Here is a 14412-nt window from a genome sequence, read left to right as displayed (position 1 = left end):
ACAATAAGGGGCAGCTCAGATTTGGCAGGGCTGTTTCTTCAACGAGCGCAAATTTGTCACCTTCAGACTTCGTTAAGAAACGGCCCCGATACTTTCTCCCAATAGCCCGAGGGAGAACCTTGACCCATGCCCGATTTCGACTGGAACATCCACTTGCCGCTGGCCTTTGGCGACGCCGGCCCACCAGTGCGCCACTTGCACCGGGCCCTGCCGGGACAACCTCGGCGAGCTGAGTTCGAAGCGTTCATCCAGCAGCGTTTTCGCCAGGTCCATGGCGCCGATATTCGTCACTTCATGCCGGAGCTGTTTGGCCTCGACGATGTCCACGGCACGCTCTGCGCAGCGGCTGGGGTGCGCCGGGCCGCACAGGGGCCGCTGTTCCTCGAACGTTACCTGGACAGTTCCATCGAGCCTTTGATCAGCGCCGCCGCCGAGCGTCCGGTGGACCGTGCCGGCATCGTCGAGGTGGGCAACCTGGCTGCCAACGACACGGGAAGCGCCCGACTGAGCATCATTGCGATCACTTATCTGTTGGCCATGGGCGGCCTGGAGTGGGTCGCGTTCACCGGCAACATCGGCCTGGTCAACAGCTTCCATCGCCTGGGGCTCAAGCCTGTAACCCTGTGCCCGGCCGACCCGCAGCGTCTCGGCGAGGATCGCCACCTCTGGGGCCGCTACTACGAGAGCCAGCCATGGGTTCATGTCGGGAATATCCGCGCCGGTTTCATTCATCTGCGCAATACCGGCCTGTTCAATCGCCTGGGATTGCCGACGGACCTTGGAGAAACCAGCCATGTCGCCTGAGATGGAACGATTCAAGCGCACCCTGCGCGGTCACGCTGAACGCAGGGGCCATGTCGTGGCGCTGTGGGGCGACGGCTCGCAGCTCGACTACGCAACGCTTTATTCCGAAGTGGTGTACCGCCAGCAACGTCTGCGCGATGAACACATCAGCGTTGTCGCCCTGGCCCTGGACAACGGTATCGAACTGATGCTCTGGGACCTTGCCGCACTGTTCGAAGGGCTGACCTGCGTCATCCTGCCCGGTTTTTTCAGCCAGGCTCAACGTCGGCACTGCCTGGAACAGAGTCAGGCCGAGCGGGTGATTGCCGAGCCTGCGTTCGAAGCGGAGCTGCAAGCCGCCGGATACCAGCACGGCGGTGAATTCTGGCGGCGGCACTTCGACGGGACAAGCCGCCTGCCGGCGGGCACCGCCAAGCTGACGTTCACCTCCGGTACCACCGGCACCCCGAAAGGCGTTTGCCTGAGCGCCGACAGCCTGTTGCGGGTAGCCCGTGAACTGGAGCAGGCCAGCCAACCGGTCGAGGTCCGGCATCACCTGGCATTGCTGCCCCTGGCGATTCTGCTGGAGAACCTTGGCTGCTACGCGGCGTTGTATGCCGGAGCCAGGCTGAGCCTGCCCAGCCAGAAGACCCTCGGCATCCAGGGTGTCAGCGGGGTCGACCCCACGCGCCTGCTGGGGTGCCTGGCCGAGCGTCGGGCGCACAGCCTGATCCTGGTTCCGCAACTGCTGTTGATGCTGGTCACGGCCGCCGAACAGAAGATGTTCAACCCGCACATCGTGCGATTCGCCGCCGTTGGCGGGGCACGGGTGTCCCACGATCTGTTGCAACGGGCCCAGCGGGTTGGCCTGCCGGTGTTTGAAGGCTATGGGCTGTCGGAGTGCGCCTCGGTGGTCTGTCTCAATCGGCCCCAGGCTCATCGCGCTGGCAGTGTCGGCCAGCCTCTGCCCCATGTGGAGGTCCGCCTGGCCGATGACGGCGAAGTCATGATCAAGGGCTCGACCCTGCTGGGTTACCTGGGTGAGCCCCTGCACACCAGCGAGTGGTGGCCCAGCGGTGACCTGGGTGAATTCGACGAAGACGGTTTTCTTTACCTGCGCGGTCGCAAGAAGCACCAGTTCGTGACCAGTTTCGGTCGCAACGTGAACCCCGAATGGGTTGAAGCCGAACTCACCCAGGGCGGTGATATCGCCCAGGCCTTCGTTTATGGCGAAGCCTTGCCCCATAACCATGCGCTGCTCTGGCCCGCCCGCGCCGATTGCACTGATCAAACCCTGGAACTGGCCGTGGCCAAGGCCAACGACACGTTGCCCGATTACGCCCGAGTCCATCGCTGGACGCGCCTGGATCAACCCTTCAGCGCTGCCAACGGCATGCTCACCGCCAATGGCCGGCCACGCCGGGATGCCATTGTCGAGCATTACCGGGCGCAGCTCACTTCATCTGTCTTGTCCGAGGAGTCCCCGTCATGAGTTTTTTTGACACGTTGCAAGAAGTCACCCAGCAAGAGCGCCAGACCCTGTTCAATCTGCCGATCATCCGTGATGCCCTCGACGGCCAGGTCAGCCTGGCCAGTTACCGGGGATTCCTGATCCAGGCGTATTACCACGTGCGCCATACGGTGCCGTTGATGATGGCGTGCGGGGCGCGCCTGCCAGCGCAACTGGAGTGGCTGCGCAAGGCCGTGTGCGAATACATCGACGAAGAGTACGGCCACGAGCAATGGGTGCTGGATGACATCGCCGTGTGCGGTGGCGATAAGGATGCGGTGCGCAACGGCCAGCCATCGTTGCCCATCGAGCTGATGGTCAGTTACCTCTATGACTTGATTGCCCGGGGCAACCCGGTGGGCCTGTTCGGCATGGTCAATGTGCTCGAGGGCACCAGTATCGCCCTGGCGACCCATGCCGCCGACAGTATCCGCCAGCGCCTGGAACTGCCGCCCACGGCGTTCAGCTACCTCAGCTCCCATGGTTCGCTGGACATCGAGCATATGCAGACCTATCGCGGCTTGATGAACCGATTGGACGATCCGGCGGACCAGGCTGCGGTGATCCACGCCTCCAAGGTGGTGTACCGGTTGTACACCGACATGTTCCGGGGTTTGCCTCGTGACGGGGAGCATGAACATGCGCCTGTGTGATGCGCGTGTCGTGCTGACGGGGGCCAGCGGCGGAATCGGCCAGGCCATCGCCGCCGCCTTGTGCGCCAGTGGTGCGCGGGTGCTGGCCGTGGCCAGGCATCGTGAAGCCTTGCAGCCCTTGCTGGAGCGCTACCCGCAGCATTTGTTCTGGGTCGGTGCCGACCTGACCTTCCTGGCCGACCGACGCAAGGTACTGGTCGCCGCCGAGGCCCAGGGTGGCATCAACCTGCTGATCAATGCCGCTGGCGTGAACCACTTCGCGATGCTCGAACAACTCGACGACAGTGAAATCAACGCCATGCTGGCGTTGAACATCAGCGCGCCGATCTGCCTGACCAAACTGTTTTTGCCGCTGCTCAAGCAGGCCGACAGCGCGATGGTGGTCAACGTCGGTTCGACCTATGGATCAATCGGCTACCCGGGCTATGCCAGCTACTGCGCGAGCAAGTTTGCCTTGCGCGGTTTTTCCGAAGCCTTGCGCCGGGAACTGGCCGACACCCGTGTCGGGGTGCTCTACGTGGCGCCCCGGGCCACCCGTACCGCGATGAACAGCCCGGCGGCCGATGCGCTCAACCAGGCGCTCAAGGCCAACGTCGACGACCCGCAAACCGTGGCGACCGCAGTGGTCCACGCCATCGTCGGTGACCGTCGCGAACTCTACCTGGGTTGGCCCGAACGCTTTTTCGTCGGCCTCAACAGCCTGCTGCCCAACCTGGTGGACCGAGGCCTGCGCAAGCAGTTGCCGCTGGTCCGCCGCCTCAGTCACAAACCCGAAAACGAGCACCTCAAGCCATGAAGCAAATCCTCGCTTGCCTATTGATCGGCACTTTGAGCCAAAGCGTCTGGGCGTTGGAGGCTGCCGACCAGCAACGCCTGGGCGACATCCAGCAGAACTGGGCACACATTCAATACGAGTTGCCCGAGGGCCAACGGGCCGAGGCGTTCGAAAAACTCGCGACCCAGGCCGCGACGTTCAAGCAGGAGCGCCAGTCGCTGGCCGAAGCCTGGATCTGGTCTGGCATCGTCAACAGCAGTTGGGCCGGGGCCAAGGGCGGGCTCGGTGCGCTGGGCAAGGTCAAGGAAGCCAAGGGCGACCTGGAAAAAGCCCTGGCCCTGGACGCCAAGGCCCTGCAAGGGTCGGCTTACACCAGTCTTGGCGCACTCTACGACCGGGTGCCGGGCTGGCCCCTGGGTTTCGGCGATTCGGACAAGGCCGAGCAGTTGCTCAAGCAGGCCTTGCAACTCAACCCGAACGGCATTGACAGCCTGTACTTTTGGGGGGATCACCTCTACCGTCAAAAACGTTACAGCGAAGCCAGGGCGGCGTTGCAAAAAGCCTTGCAGGCAGCGCCGCGGCCGGGTCGGGAAACGGCTGATGCCGGGCGCCGCAAGGAGATCGACGCTTTGCTGGTGGATGTAAACAAGCAACTGAACTGACAGGAGCGGGTGTGCGTTTATTACTGATCGAAGATGACGTGGCCTTGGGCGAAGGCATCCACCAGGCCCTGAGTCGTGAAGGCTATACCGTCGACTGGTTGCAGGACGGCAGCAGCGCCTTGCATTCGCTGCTCAGTGAAACCTTCGACCTGGCGGTACTCGACCTGGGTTTGCCACGGATGGACGGCCTGCAAGTGTTGCGGCGCTTGCGTGACAGTGGCTCCAACCTGCCGGTGCTGATTCTTACCGCCCGGGATGCCACCGAGGATCGCATTGCCGGGTTGGACGCCGGGGCCGACGATTATCTGATCAAGCCCTTCGATCTGGCGGAACTCAAGGCCCGGCTAAGGGCCTTGTTGCGCCGTAGCGCCGGCCGCGCCCAGGCGTTGATCGAACATGCCGGCATCAGCCTGAACCCCGGCACCCAGCAAGTCAGTTACCAGGGCAAACCGGTGGCCCTGACGCCCAAGGAGTATCAGTTGCTCCATGAACTGCTCTCGCCGCCGGGCCGCGTCATGACCCGCGATCATCTGATGCAGTTGCTCTACGGCTGGAACGAGGAGGCCGAGAGCAACACACTGGAAGTGCACATCCATCACCTGCGCAAGAAGTTCTCCACCGACCTGATCCGCACCATTCGCGGTGTCGGTTACCTGGTGGAGGAGCATCGATGAGTTCGATCCGGCGTCGCACCCTCACGTTGATTCTCGGCCTGCTGTTCCTTGGCCTGTTGATCATCACCGTATTCAACCTGCATGACAGCAACCACGAAATCGCCGAGGTCTACGATGCCCAGTTGGCGCAGAATGCCCGGTTGTTGCAGGGCGTGATGCGCATGCCGATGGCGAGCAAGGAGCATGCCGAGCTGTATCAGGCATTCAATTCGGCGTTGGGGCAGGCGGTGCCGAAAGTCGACGGCCATCCCTATGAAAGCAAGATCGCCTTTCAAGTCTGGAATTCACAAGGTTCGGTGCTGGTGCATACGTCCAGTGCGCCGTCTTTTACCTCGCCGCCGAGTGCGCCCGGTTTCAGTGAGATCGTGGACCAGAAGAACCGTAAATGGCGGGCATTCGTCCTGGACGATGCGCAATATGGCTTGAAGATCTGGGTGGGTGAGCGCGACGACGTGCGTGCCGACCTGGTCGACCGGATTGTCCGTCACACCGTCGTGCCCAACCTGATCGGCAGCGTTCTGCTGGCCGCGGTGATCTGGCTGGCCATCGGTTGGGGGCTCAAGCCCCTGGTCGATATGGCGGCCAAGTTGCGCGCCAGGCATCCCGGCTCACTTGAACCCCTGCAAATGATGCCGCTTCCTACCGAGCTTGAGCCCATGCAGGCGGCACTCAACCGTGTATTGGCGCAGATCCAGGAGGTGATGGGTCGTGAGCGGCGTTTCATCGCCGACGCCGCCCACGAGATGCGCACGCCCCTGGCGGTGCTGCGGGTGCATGCGCAGAACCTGATGGAGGCGGGGAGCGAGCAAAGCCGGCGCGAGTCCTTGGAACACCTGATCGCCGGGGTCGATCGCACCACGCGCCTGGTCAATCAACTGCTCACCATGGCGCGGCTTGAACCGCAGACAGGCGTTCCGACGCCTGCGGTCATCGACCTGCCGGCCACGGTTCGTGCGAGCCTGGTTCAACTGACTCCCTGGTTGCTGAGCAAGGGACTCGAGCCGGTGCTGGATGTCAGCGAGAATATCGGCCCGGTTCGCATCGACCCGGTGGCCATCGACATTGCCTTGAACAACCTGGTGACCAACGCGGCCAATTTTTCTCCGGCCAACGGCACGATCACCGTACGGCTGGCCAGGAAGGGCGACCACTACGAGCTGTCAGTCGAAGACCAGGGGCCGGGTATCGACGAGGCCGAGCGTGAGCGGCTCTTCGAGCGGTTCTACAGCCGTGGCAACGATCAGGGGGCCGGGTTGGGGCTGACGATCGTACGCACTATCGCCGAGCGCCTGGGTGGTCAGATCCGGCTGGAGAATCGGGCCGAAGGCGGGTTGTGCGCGACCTTGGAGATTTGTCGCTTTTAGCACCTATCAACGATTTTGCCTCAGTGGCCCCGTCGGTTTTCCAATACCGTGAACAGCATCATGCCGGCCAGCATGGCCAAGGCGAATACGATGGCTTGCCAGTGACCGGTCAGCAGCATGGCCACGGCGGGGCCTGGGCAGATGCCGGCGATGCCCCAGCCGATGCCGAACACCAGGCCGCCGCCGATCAGGCGTCGGTCCAGTTCACGCTTGGCCGGTAATTGCATGGGACTTCCCAGCAACGAGTGGCTGCGCTGGCGTGCCCAGGTCAGCGGGACAATGGCGGTGCCAATCGCGCCGATCATCACCAGGGCCAGGGAAGGGTCCCAGGCACCGGCCAAGTCCAGGAACGCCAATACCTTTCTCGGGTTGGTCATGCCCGCCAGGAGCAGGCCGAAACCGAACAGCAGGCCGGCCATGAACGCCGTGAGTTTGAGCATGTTCAGCCCCCCAGCAAGTGACGCAGGACAAACACTGTGACGAAGCCGCTGAACATGAAGCAGGCGGTGGCTACCATGGAGCGCGGCGAAAGCCGCGATAGGCCGCACACGCCATGACCACTCGTGCAGCCTGAACCGTAGCGGGTGCCGACGCCGACCAACAGGCCCGCGAGGATGAGACCCAACACGCCGCTCTGGAATTCGATCGGTGGAAGGCTGGCAAACACCCCCCATAAAAGTGGCGCGACCAGCAGGCCAAGGAGAAACAGCGCTTTCTCACTGATGCCCTCGCCACCCCGTTGCAGGAGGCTGCCAATCAAGCCGCTGACGCCCGCGATGCGCCCATTGGCGACGACGAACAGACTGGCCGCCAGGCCGATCAGCATGCCGCCTGCAAGGGCGGACCATGGCGTGAAGTTGAGCCAGTCGATGTTCATGGCGCTTCTCAGGCAAAAAGTGATTGAGGCCGAGCGATTCGGGCATGTACCGGGAGGATAGCCGACAATGCATTTGAGCACTGGGGGCTACAGGCTTGTTCCCGATGCGGGTGCGGCAGGCAAGGGCTCGGACAAGCGCAGTCGAATCCTTGCGCAGGCAACGCGTGCCAAGCCTCGGCGAATGTGGTGCCCGAGCGTCTCATCGAGCAAGGAGTCCCATGCCCGCGGGTCAGTCATTGCCGATCACGCCCTCAGCCGACCTGCTGCGGTGCGACCACCCACACGCTGCAGGGCATCTTGTACAGCAGGCCTTCCACGGTACTGCCGATCAGCTTGTCCAAGCTGCCGTAGCGCACGCGCCCCATGACAATGACATCAATGTCATGGGATGCGGCGTAGCTGGCCAACACCTTGGCCGGGTCTCCCATGATCATGCGCCGTTGGTCCGGGGCGATGCCGTTGCGTTCGGCCAGTGCATCGAAGGCCGCGCCCTGGGATTCGTAGAGCTGGCGGGCCAGGGTCGAGGAGAAGAACAGCGAGCCGTTGCCATAACCGTATTCGGCGGCGGTAATGGACGAGAGGTCATAGGCGTAGATGACTTCCAGCGTCGCGTCGCAACTGGTGGCCAGCTTGTTGGCTTCGCTCAGGATCCGTTCATTGAGGCCTTCGTAACGCCCGTCCTGATGAAACGGATCGATGGCCGCCAGGATCTTGCGCGGACGAGCGTGGACGACCTTGTTGACGAAGTGCAGGGGAACTTCGCATTCGCGCAGCAGATGCACGTCCAGCGGTGTGAACATCAATCGGGAAAACCAGGACTCAGGATCCACCGACTTGATCAGCGCATCCATGGGCGCTTCCTTGAGGTGGACCAGGATCTCCTGCAAGGGGCGCTCGACCCACGTTACTTCTGTCGTGACCTCGATACCGAGTTTGCGCAGCGGCCTGGCCTGTTCCTCCAGCCAGTGCCGATGGCGCTCAATGTAGCCCAGGCGCATCTGCTCCAGTGCTTGCTCGTTGACCAGGCCGGCCGTGGCCAGGCCTTCGAGGTAGTCAAACGCGACAATATGCAGCGCGGCGCCTTCGGCCTTGGCCAGCGCGGCCGCCCGGTCGAACGCCGGGCTGTGTTCCATCAGTGGCGAGACGACCAGCATCAAGCGTGATTGCGTAGACATGACAAACCTCTCGGGCAAGGACCTGTTGGCACCGGGCGAGTGTTCGCGCGGCGTGGTGTCTGTCATTGATCATGAGCGCCACGGCGCCTGGTAACTTGATTTGCATCAAACACACTTCAAAGCGTGCATCGAAGGCCGCGGCGGCGAGTCAATCGCGCTATGTTTGAGTATGAACAGTCGCCTCAGGTCATGAGCGCAACCGGCTCTGGCCCCTGGATCAGTGGTGGGCGAAGTTTCGCCGGGTATGTGATCCCCGGCCAGGTGCTGGCAACGTTGGCGATGTGGGCGGGGCTGTTGCTCCCCTGTTTGTCAGCCTGAATGATGGCCGTTTGATGAAGATCAAGTCCTGTCCCTGGCAGGCGTCCATTCTGGAACCCTCAATCCTTTAAGTGGCTGTCGCCACGTGCCGAGGTGTTCCATGTCCCAGACTCAACGTTTGTTGCTATTGGCCCCTGACGCCATGATCCGTACGCCGGCGTTCGACCGCGCCACCGAGTTGGCCCTGGCGCTGGACCTGCCCCTGCACATTGTGGCGATCGACTACCTGGAGCTGCTCTCGGTGGCCGGCCTTTTCGCCCCGGAGCAGGTCAGGCTAGCGCGTGAGGGCTACCTGGAAACCCATCGCCATTGGCTCTGGCAACAGGCCGAACTGGCGCGCCGGCACGGCGTCGAGGTGACCTGTGAGGTAGTTTGGAGCAAGGATGCCTTTCAAGCCTTGCAGCAATACGTCAAGGAGATGCCGATGGCCTTGATCATCAAGGATGCGCAGCCGGAACCGGCGATGAAACGGGTTTTCTTCACGCCCCTGGACTGGCGTTTGCTGCGTGACTGTCCCGTGCCGGTGCATCTGGTCACGGACTCCCGTCACCCCCGGCCTCGGCGGGTCCTGGCGATTGTCGACGTGCTGCGCAGCGAAGAGCAGGACCTGGTGTTCAACGACCGGATCGTCGACGCCGCCGTCAAACTGGCTGAACAATGCAACGCCCAGGTCGAGTTGCTGCACGCCTTCGATTGGACGGCCGTCTACGCCGCAGATATGGGCATTGGTGCGCTCCCTCTCGCCACCGGGCTCTACGAAACATTGGGCCAGGCGCAGCATGAGGTGTTCGAATCCCTGGCCGAGCGGCATGGCGTCTCGCCACAGCAGCGCCACTTCATCGAAGGGGCGCCGCTGAACAGCATTTGCACGTTCGCCGCCGATCACCAGGTTGATGTCATCGTCATGGGTACCACGGCGCATCGTGGCCTGGACAGGCGCCTGGGCACCACCGCCGAACTCCTGCTGCAACGGGCGCCTTGCAGCGTATTGGCGATCAAGCCGCAAGCATGATGGGATCAACACTGGCGCGAAGCCGTACCAAGGCCTCGCGCCAGCGTACTGGTTAGCTAGATGTAGAGGCGGTGAATGACCTGGCGGGGGTCGTCGGGATCGCTGTGGGTTTCAAAACCCAGGCTGTGGGCCAGGTCCCGCATCGGGGCATTACTGGCGGCGTCGACGGAGTACATCTGGCGCAAGTCGTTTTTACGCGCGGCGTCGATCAGATGTTCCATCAACAGCGTTCCCAGCCCCAGATGCTGCCAGGGGTCGGCGACCGTCACCGCGCACTCGCATTCGTGTTCCTGGGTCACGCAATAGCGGCTGACCCCGATCTCGATCAACTCGCCGTTGTCATGGACCAGGGCGATGTAGGCCATGCGCGTCTTGCAGTCGACTTCCATCAACTGATCGAGCAGTGCCGCGCCTGGTTCGTTGATCTGGGCCAGGAAGCGCATGTGCCGGGACTCCGGCGACAGGCGCATGATGAAGTCGTACTCGCGCTGGCGGTCCTGTTCCCGAAGCGGTCTGATCAGCACATGCCGGCCGTCCTTGAGTGCCTGGATCCAGTGCTTGCCGCTGATGCTGGCATACAGGGCAGCGGCGCGTTCGTTGTGGTCTTTGACAGTGAGCATGGTGCGATCCTCCCTCGGATGTGCACGTGCGGTGCGGTAAAAAGCTAGGTAATCGGTACTGTTCTACGCCCGCCACGGCGAACGATTCTGATCTGGATCAGTGCCTGGGTATCCGTCCGTCGATTGGCCCGCGCTTGATTCCGATCAAACCGCTTGAGCGCTTACGCTCGACTTCACCGCCCGTCAGGCCAATGGGCAGGCACAGTTCAAGTGCGCTGCAATTGCAAGCGCAGCAGGCACGCTCCTCCAAGACTCTTGAGATAAAGGGGGGGGGCAGGGGAACCTGAGGATGTGTTCGCAACGAAACGACAGGCACCATCGCCTGGGGAGGCTTTCCAATGACTCAGAGTCCCTCATTGCAAACGGTCTTGAAGAACCGATGCGCCGCAGGACAAGGGCTGGTGGAACATTTGCTCAAATACGCTCAGAGGCCTGAGGTGATCATCCTGGCCTTGCCTCGCGGTGGAGTTCCGGTGGCTTACGAGGTGGCCACTGCCCTGCGGGTCGATCTGGACCTGATGCTGGTACGCAAGCTGGGCGTGCCGTCCAGGCCTGAATTTGCCATGGGCGCCATTGCCGGCGGCGGCATACAAATCCTGAATGACGATGCGCTTCGTGCTCATTCGATCGATCAAGCCAGTTTTGACGCCGTTGTCGCGCGGGAGACCCAGGAGCTGTCGCGGCGTGAGCAGGCGTATCGGGGCACTCGTCCATCTATGCAGCTCAAGGACCGAGTGGTGATCCTGATCGACGATGGCCTGGCGACCGGGGCTTCGATGATGGCGGCGATCCACGCGGTGCGAATGCAAGCCCCTTCGCGCATCGTCGTCGCCGTGCCGGTTGGTCCGCTTGAAACGGTGGAGGCGCTGCGCAGCGAAGTGAATGAGGTGATTTGCCCGCTTATGCCTGACTGGATGGGTTCAATTGGCTATTGGTATGAGGACTTTTCGCAGACCTCGGATGAAGTCGTTGTCGATTTGTTGGCGCGAGCCTGGCAGCGAGAGGCCCATGACCGCCATTCCAGCCGCTCGCCAGTTCCATAAAGGAGGCCCCTCGAAGAAGTTGCAGTGCCGCCGCTGGGCGCTTGATCGGTAAGAGCGGGGCAAAGTCTTCAGGGGGCAGGGTCTGCCTTTCCAATAGGCCCATGTTCATTCAGTGAGGATGGCTACACTTCTGTGCAGCGGCAAAGACATGCCATTACCACCACGGAAGACTGATCACGATGAAAGGCTCTGCGTTCCAATCACTCGGTTGCGCCGAGTGCCGTAACCATGAGGCGCTGGGATTTGATTTCACCATGGCCTTCCAGCCGATCTTCAATGTCCGAACGCGCGCGGTGTTTGCCTATGAGGCGTTGGTCAGGGGCGTCAATGGCGAGTCGGCAGGCTACATTCTGGGGTTGGTGAACGACGGCAACCGCTACCGATTCGATCAGGCATGTCGCGTGAAGGCCATCGAAGAAGCGGCAAGATTAGGCATTCTGGACATCCCCGATTGCTTGCTGAGCATTAACTTTCTGCCCAACGCGGTGTACCGGCCCGAGACCTGTATCCGGGCCACCCTGGAAGCTGCGCGCCTGACAAATTTCCCGCGGGACAGGCTCATGTTCGAAGTCACCGAAGGCGAAAGGGTGGACGACCCGGATCATCTCAAAGCCATTTTCGCGGAGTATGAGCGTCAAGGCTTCACGACTGCCATTGACGATTTCGGTTCTGGCTATTCGGGCCTTAACTTGCTGGCCATGTTCCAGCCCCAGGTGCTGAAGATTGATATGGCGTTGACCCGCACTATCGATCAAGACCCCGTCAAGCAAGCGATCGTTGAAGGCATCATCCTGGTCGCCAGGCGCCTGGGGATTCTGGTTATCGCCGAAGGTGTCGAGACCCGTGCGGAAAGCTCGACGCTATCAGGCATGGGGGTTGAACTGATGCAGGGGTATCTGTTCGCACGGCCTGAGGTCGGACGGCTTTCGGCTGGCAGCTTTGATTAGTTTTTTTGCGATTCCAAGGATATCAGTTGTCAGAAAGCACCATTGGAAGGCAACAGGACGCCGCCGCACTACAGCAGTTCTTCCACAGCGCTAACGTCAGAACGGCCCCAGCTTGAGCGGGTACTCAATGACGATATACAGCCGGTCGATGTCATCGCCGCCCTGGCTGCTGTTGGCGCGATGGGTGACATGGGACAGTTGCAACGACAGGTCCTTGGCCGGGCCTGACTGCACGATGTAGTGCAGGTCCAGATCGCGCTCCCAATGGCGTCCGCCGTCCCCCTGTTGTGGACGGTAGTCGCCGGTGTCGCTATCGAACGGGTTGTAGGCACCGCCTTGGGGGGCATGGCTGCCATCGATCCCGCGTCCAGTCACATAGCGGGCCATGAAGCGCAGGCCGGGGATGCCCAAGGTGCCCAGGTCAAGGTCGTAGCGCGCTTGCCATGAGCGCTCGCCGGGGCCGTTGAAGTCGGCATATTTGATCGAGTTGGCCAGGTAGATGGAGTCGCCGCCGACGAAATCGAAGGGCGTGTCGCCGTTGATTTTCTGATAGGCCAGGGTGAACGCCTGGGCATTGAGCCGGTATTTGCCGCTCAGGCTATAGGCGGTGGTGTCGATAGTCCCGGCGACGGCTTTGCCATAGTCGCGGGTGTGGTAGAGGTTGCCGTCGAGGAACAGCTCGCCAAGCGTAGTGTGCAGGTTGGCGTAGTACTGGCGCCAGGTATCGCTCAGTTCGGAGGCATAGAGCGCACCGCCGAGGGCTTGGCCGGTGAGCAAGTCGGCGCCGATGAAATCGATGGCGCCGTGGCGCGTCGTTGCGCCATAGCCGGAAAAATCGCCCTTGCTGGTCGAGGCGTCCTGATTCTTGAACGCGCTGAAGTGACCCGCTTGCAGGTTCACCCCTTCGAACTCGCGGCTGGAGAGCAGCAGGCCGCTGGCGTATTCCGGTTGCAGGCGCTTGTCTGCGGTGTCGAATACCGGACTTTCCACGGTCATTTCGCCGACCGCCAGGGTGGTGCGAGAGGTGTTGAATTTCAGCGCGCCACCCGCGCTGGAATACTGGTCTTCGCTTCGCCCATCCTCATCCAAGGGCAATAATCCCGTTCCGGAGTGTCCCTTGCCGCCGTCCAGTTTCAGACCCAGGAATGCGTGGGCATTGATGCCTACGCCGATCGTACCGGGAGTGAAGCCGGACTCGAACGAAGCGATGAGGCCTTGGGCCCATTCCTGTTTGTAGCTTTTGCCAGCTGGGGCTTGGGTGCGATAGTCATTGTTGAGGTAGAAGTTGCGGCTGAGGATTTCAAGCCTTGCCCCGTCCAGAAAGCCAGGTGCGCTTTGTGCGGGTTCTGCCGCCATCGCCGACGCGGTGCTGCCTGTGAGCACGGCGAGCAGCCAGAACGGTTTCAAGGTAGCGGTTGAGTATTGTGGTGCAGGCAACATGCTTCGTTTCCGTGTGAGATGGGCGGGCGAAGGGGGCTACGCACAGCCAGGTGTGTAGGGTTGAGCACGCAATTGCCGGCAACGCCAGGCAAATGGATTGATGCCTTCGCTGTGGGTGAAGATGTGGCAAAAGTGCGCCTGATCGCAGAACCCGCATTCCAGGCTGATTTGCGTCAGGGTCAGGTCGGTCTCTCGGATCAGTTGTTTGGCCCGGGCGATGCGCTGGCTACGGATCCAGGCCTGAGGGGACTGACCGGTGCTGCACTTGAAGGCTCGGGAAAAATGACTGCGGGACAGGGCGCAGGCCTTGGCCAGTTCAGCGATTTCCAGGGTGTCGCTCAGGCCGTCGAGAATCATTTTCTTGACCAGGCTTTCGCGCCAGGGAGACAAGCCACCAGTAGTGGATTTGCGCGTTGGATTGATGGGCGCCTTGACGGTGGTGTGCGATGGATGAGCCATGACTAAGATTCCGTGTCAGTGGGAAATGCCCGGCGCACCGTACGGTGGGCTGGCAGCTTCCCGCTTGAGAAAACAGGTCTGAGCAGAGGGCGTCATTCTT

16 protein-coding genes are annotated in these 14412 nt (G+C 61.9%); 10 read left to right on the top strand and 6 right to left on the bottom strand.

Annotated features, from left to right (window positions below; translation table 11 throughout):
- The first annotated feature begins 126 nt into the window (after positions 1 to 126).
- Genes PSH86_RS17500 through PSH86_RS17470 form a run of 7 tightly spaced genes read left to right on the top strand, consistent with a single transcriptional unit; the run spans position 127 to position 6421 of the window.
- Positions 127 to 804 carry a thermostable hemolysin gene (locus PSH86_RS17500; RefSeq protein ID WP_109753075.1) on the top strand — a complete coding sequence of 226 codons (678 nt, stop codon included), beginning with the start codon at positions 127 to 129 and terminating at the stop codon, positions 802 to 804.
- Complete coding sequence (locus tag PSH86_RS17495) at positions 794 to 2275, top strand: AMP-binding protein (RefSeq protein ID WP_305483843.1); 1482 nt, start codon at positions 794 to 796, stop codon at positions 2273 to 2275. Before PSH86_RS17500 ends, PSH86_RS17495 begins: the two co-directional genes overlap by 11 nt.
- Positions 2272 to 2946, top strand: a complete 675-nt coding sequence (locus tag PSH86_RS17490; RefSeq protein WP_305483842.1) for a TenA family transcriptional regulator — start codon at positions 2272 to 2274, stop codon at positions 2944 to 2946. The genes PSH86_RS17495 and PSH86_RS17490 overlap by 4 nt, the downstream gene beginning before the upstream one ends.
- Positions 2933 to 3742, top strand: coding sequence for an SDR family oxidoreductase (locus PSH86_RS17485; RefSeq protein WP_163858338.1), 810 nt, complete (start codon positions 2933 to 2935; stop codon positions 3740 to 3742). Before PSH86_RS17490 ends, PSH86_RS17485 begins: the two co-directional genes overlap by 14 nt.
- On the top strand, positions 3739 to 4383 hold the full coding sequence (locus tag PSH86_RS17480) for a tetratricopeptide repeat protein (RefSeq protein WP_305483841.1): 645 nt from the start codon (positions 3739 to 3741) through the stop codon (positions 4381 to 4383). The genes PSH86_RS17485 and PSH86_RS17480 overlap by 4 nt, the downstream gene beginning before the upstream one ends.
- Before the next feature lie 11 nt (positions 4384 to 4394).
- Positions 4395 to 5057 carry a response regulator gene (locus tag PSH86_RS17475; RefSeq protein ID WP_305483840.1) on the top strand — a complete coding sequence of 221 codons (663 nt, stop codon included), beginning with the start codon at positions 4395 to 4397 and terminating at the stop codon, positions 5055 to 5057.
- Positions 5054 to 6421, top strand: a complete 1368-nt coding sequence (locus tag PSH86_RS17470; protein WP_116832602.1) for an ATP-binding protein — start codon at positions 5054 to 5056, stop codon at positions 6419 to 6421. The genes PSH86_RS17475 and PSH86_RS17470 overlap by 4 nt, the downstream gene beginning before the upstream one ends.
- A gap of 20 nt (positions 6422 to 6441) precedes the next feature.
- Here PSH86_RS17470 and PSH86_RS17465 read toward each other — a convergent pair whose 3' ends face one another.
- The 3 genes from PSH86_RS17465 to PSH86_RS17455 all read right to left on the bottom strand — a co-directional run bounded on the left by PSH86_RS17465 (position 6442) and on the right by PSH86_RS17455 (position 8473).
- The gene (locus PSH86_RS17465; RefSeq protein WP_305483839.1) at positions 6442 to 6861 is read right to left on the bottom strand and encodes a YeeE/YedE family protein; all 420 of its coding nucleotides are present in this window, start codon (positions 6859 to 6861) and stop codon (positions 6442 to 6444) included.
- Positions 6862 to 6863: 2 nt separating this feature from the next.
- Entirely contained in the window at positions 6864 to 7298 is a 435-nt protein-coding gene (locus PSH86_RS17460; protein ID WP_109753067.1) for a YeeE/YedE family protein, read from the bottom strand.
- A gap of 251 nt (positions 7299 to 7549) precedes the next feature.
- Positions 7550 to 8473, bottom strand: coding sequence for a universal stress protein (locus PSH86_RS17455; RefSeq protein WP_305483838.1), 924 nt, complete (start codon positions 8471 to 8473; stop codon positions 7550 to 7552).
- A 418-nt stretch (positions 8474 to 8891) separates the two neighbouring features.
- Here PSH86_RS17455 and PSH86_RS17450 point away from each other — a divergent pair, with 418 nt between their 5' ends.
- Positions 8892 to 9803: a universal stress protein gene (locus PSH86_RS17450; RefSeq protein ID WP_116832600.1), complete on the top strand. Its 912-nt coding sequence runs from the start codon at positions 8892 to 8894 to the stop codon at positions 9801 to 9803.
- A 56-nt stretch (positions 9804 to 9859) separates the two neighbouring features.
- Here PSH86_RS17450 and PSH86_RS17445 read toward each other — a convergent pair whose 3' ends face one another.
- Positions 9860 to 10423: a GNAT family N-acetyltransferase gene (locus tag PSH86_RS17445; protein ID WP_176687702.1), complete on the bottom strand. Its 564-nt coding sequence runs from the start codon at positions 10421 to 10423 to the stop codon at positions 9860 to 9862.
- A 338-nt stretch (positions 10424 to 10761) separates the two neighbouring features.
- Here PSH86_RS17445 and PSH86_RS17440 point away from each other — a divergent pair, with 338 nt between their 5' ends.
- Entirely contained in the window at positions 10762 to 11466 is a 705-nt protein-coding gene (locus tag PSH86_RS17440; protein ID WP_109753064.1) for a phosphoribosyltransferase, read from the top strand.
- Between the two features lie 179 nt (positions 11467 to 11645).
- Complete coding sequence (locus PSH86_RS17435) at positions 11646 to 12413, top strand: EAL domain-containing protein (RefSeq protein ID WP_305483837.1); 768 nt, start codon at positions 11646 to 11648, stop codon at positions 12411 to 12413.
- 96 nt (positions 12414 to 12509) lie between these two features.
- On the opposite strand, the gene PSH86_RS17430 is transcribed toward PSH86_RS17435, so the two are convergent.
- Positions 12510 to 13853, bottom strand: coding sequence for an OprD family porin (locus tag PSH86_RS17430; protein WP_305483835.1), 1344 nt, complete (start codon positions 13851 to 13853; stop codon positions 12510 to 12512).
- 36 nt (positions 13854 to 13889) lie between these two features.
- Positions 13890 to 14312 carry an AraC family transcriptional regulator gene (locus PSH86_RS17425; protein ID WP_305483833.1) on the bottom strand — a complete coding sequence of 141 codons (423 nt, stop codon included), beginning with the start codon at positions 14310 to 14312 and terminating at the stop codon, positions 13890 to 13892.
- Positions 14313 to 14412: the final 100 nt, after the last annotated feature.

Source organism: Pseudomonas sp. FP2300, assembly GCF_030687595.1.
Taxonomy (GTDB): Bacteria; Pseudomonadota; Gammaproteobacteria; order Pseudomonadales; family Pseudomonadaceae; genus Aquipseudomonas; species Aquipseudomonas bijieensis.
The sequence above is the reverse complement of the archived record's forward strand: the minus strand, read 5'-3'. Positions and strand labels throughout refer to the sequence as shown.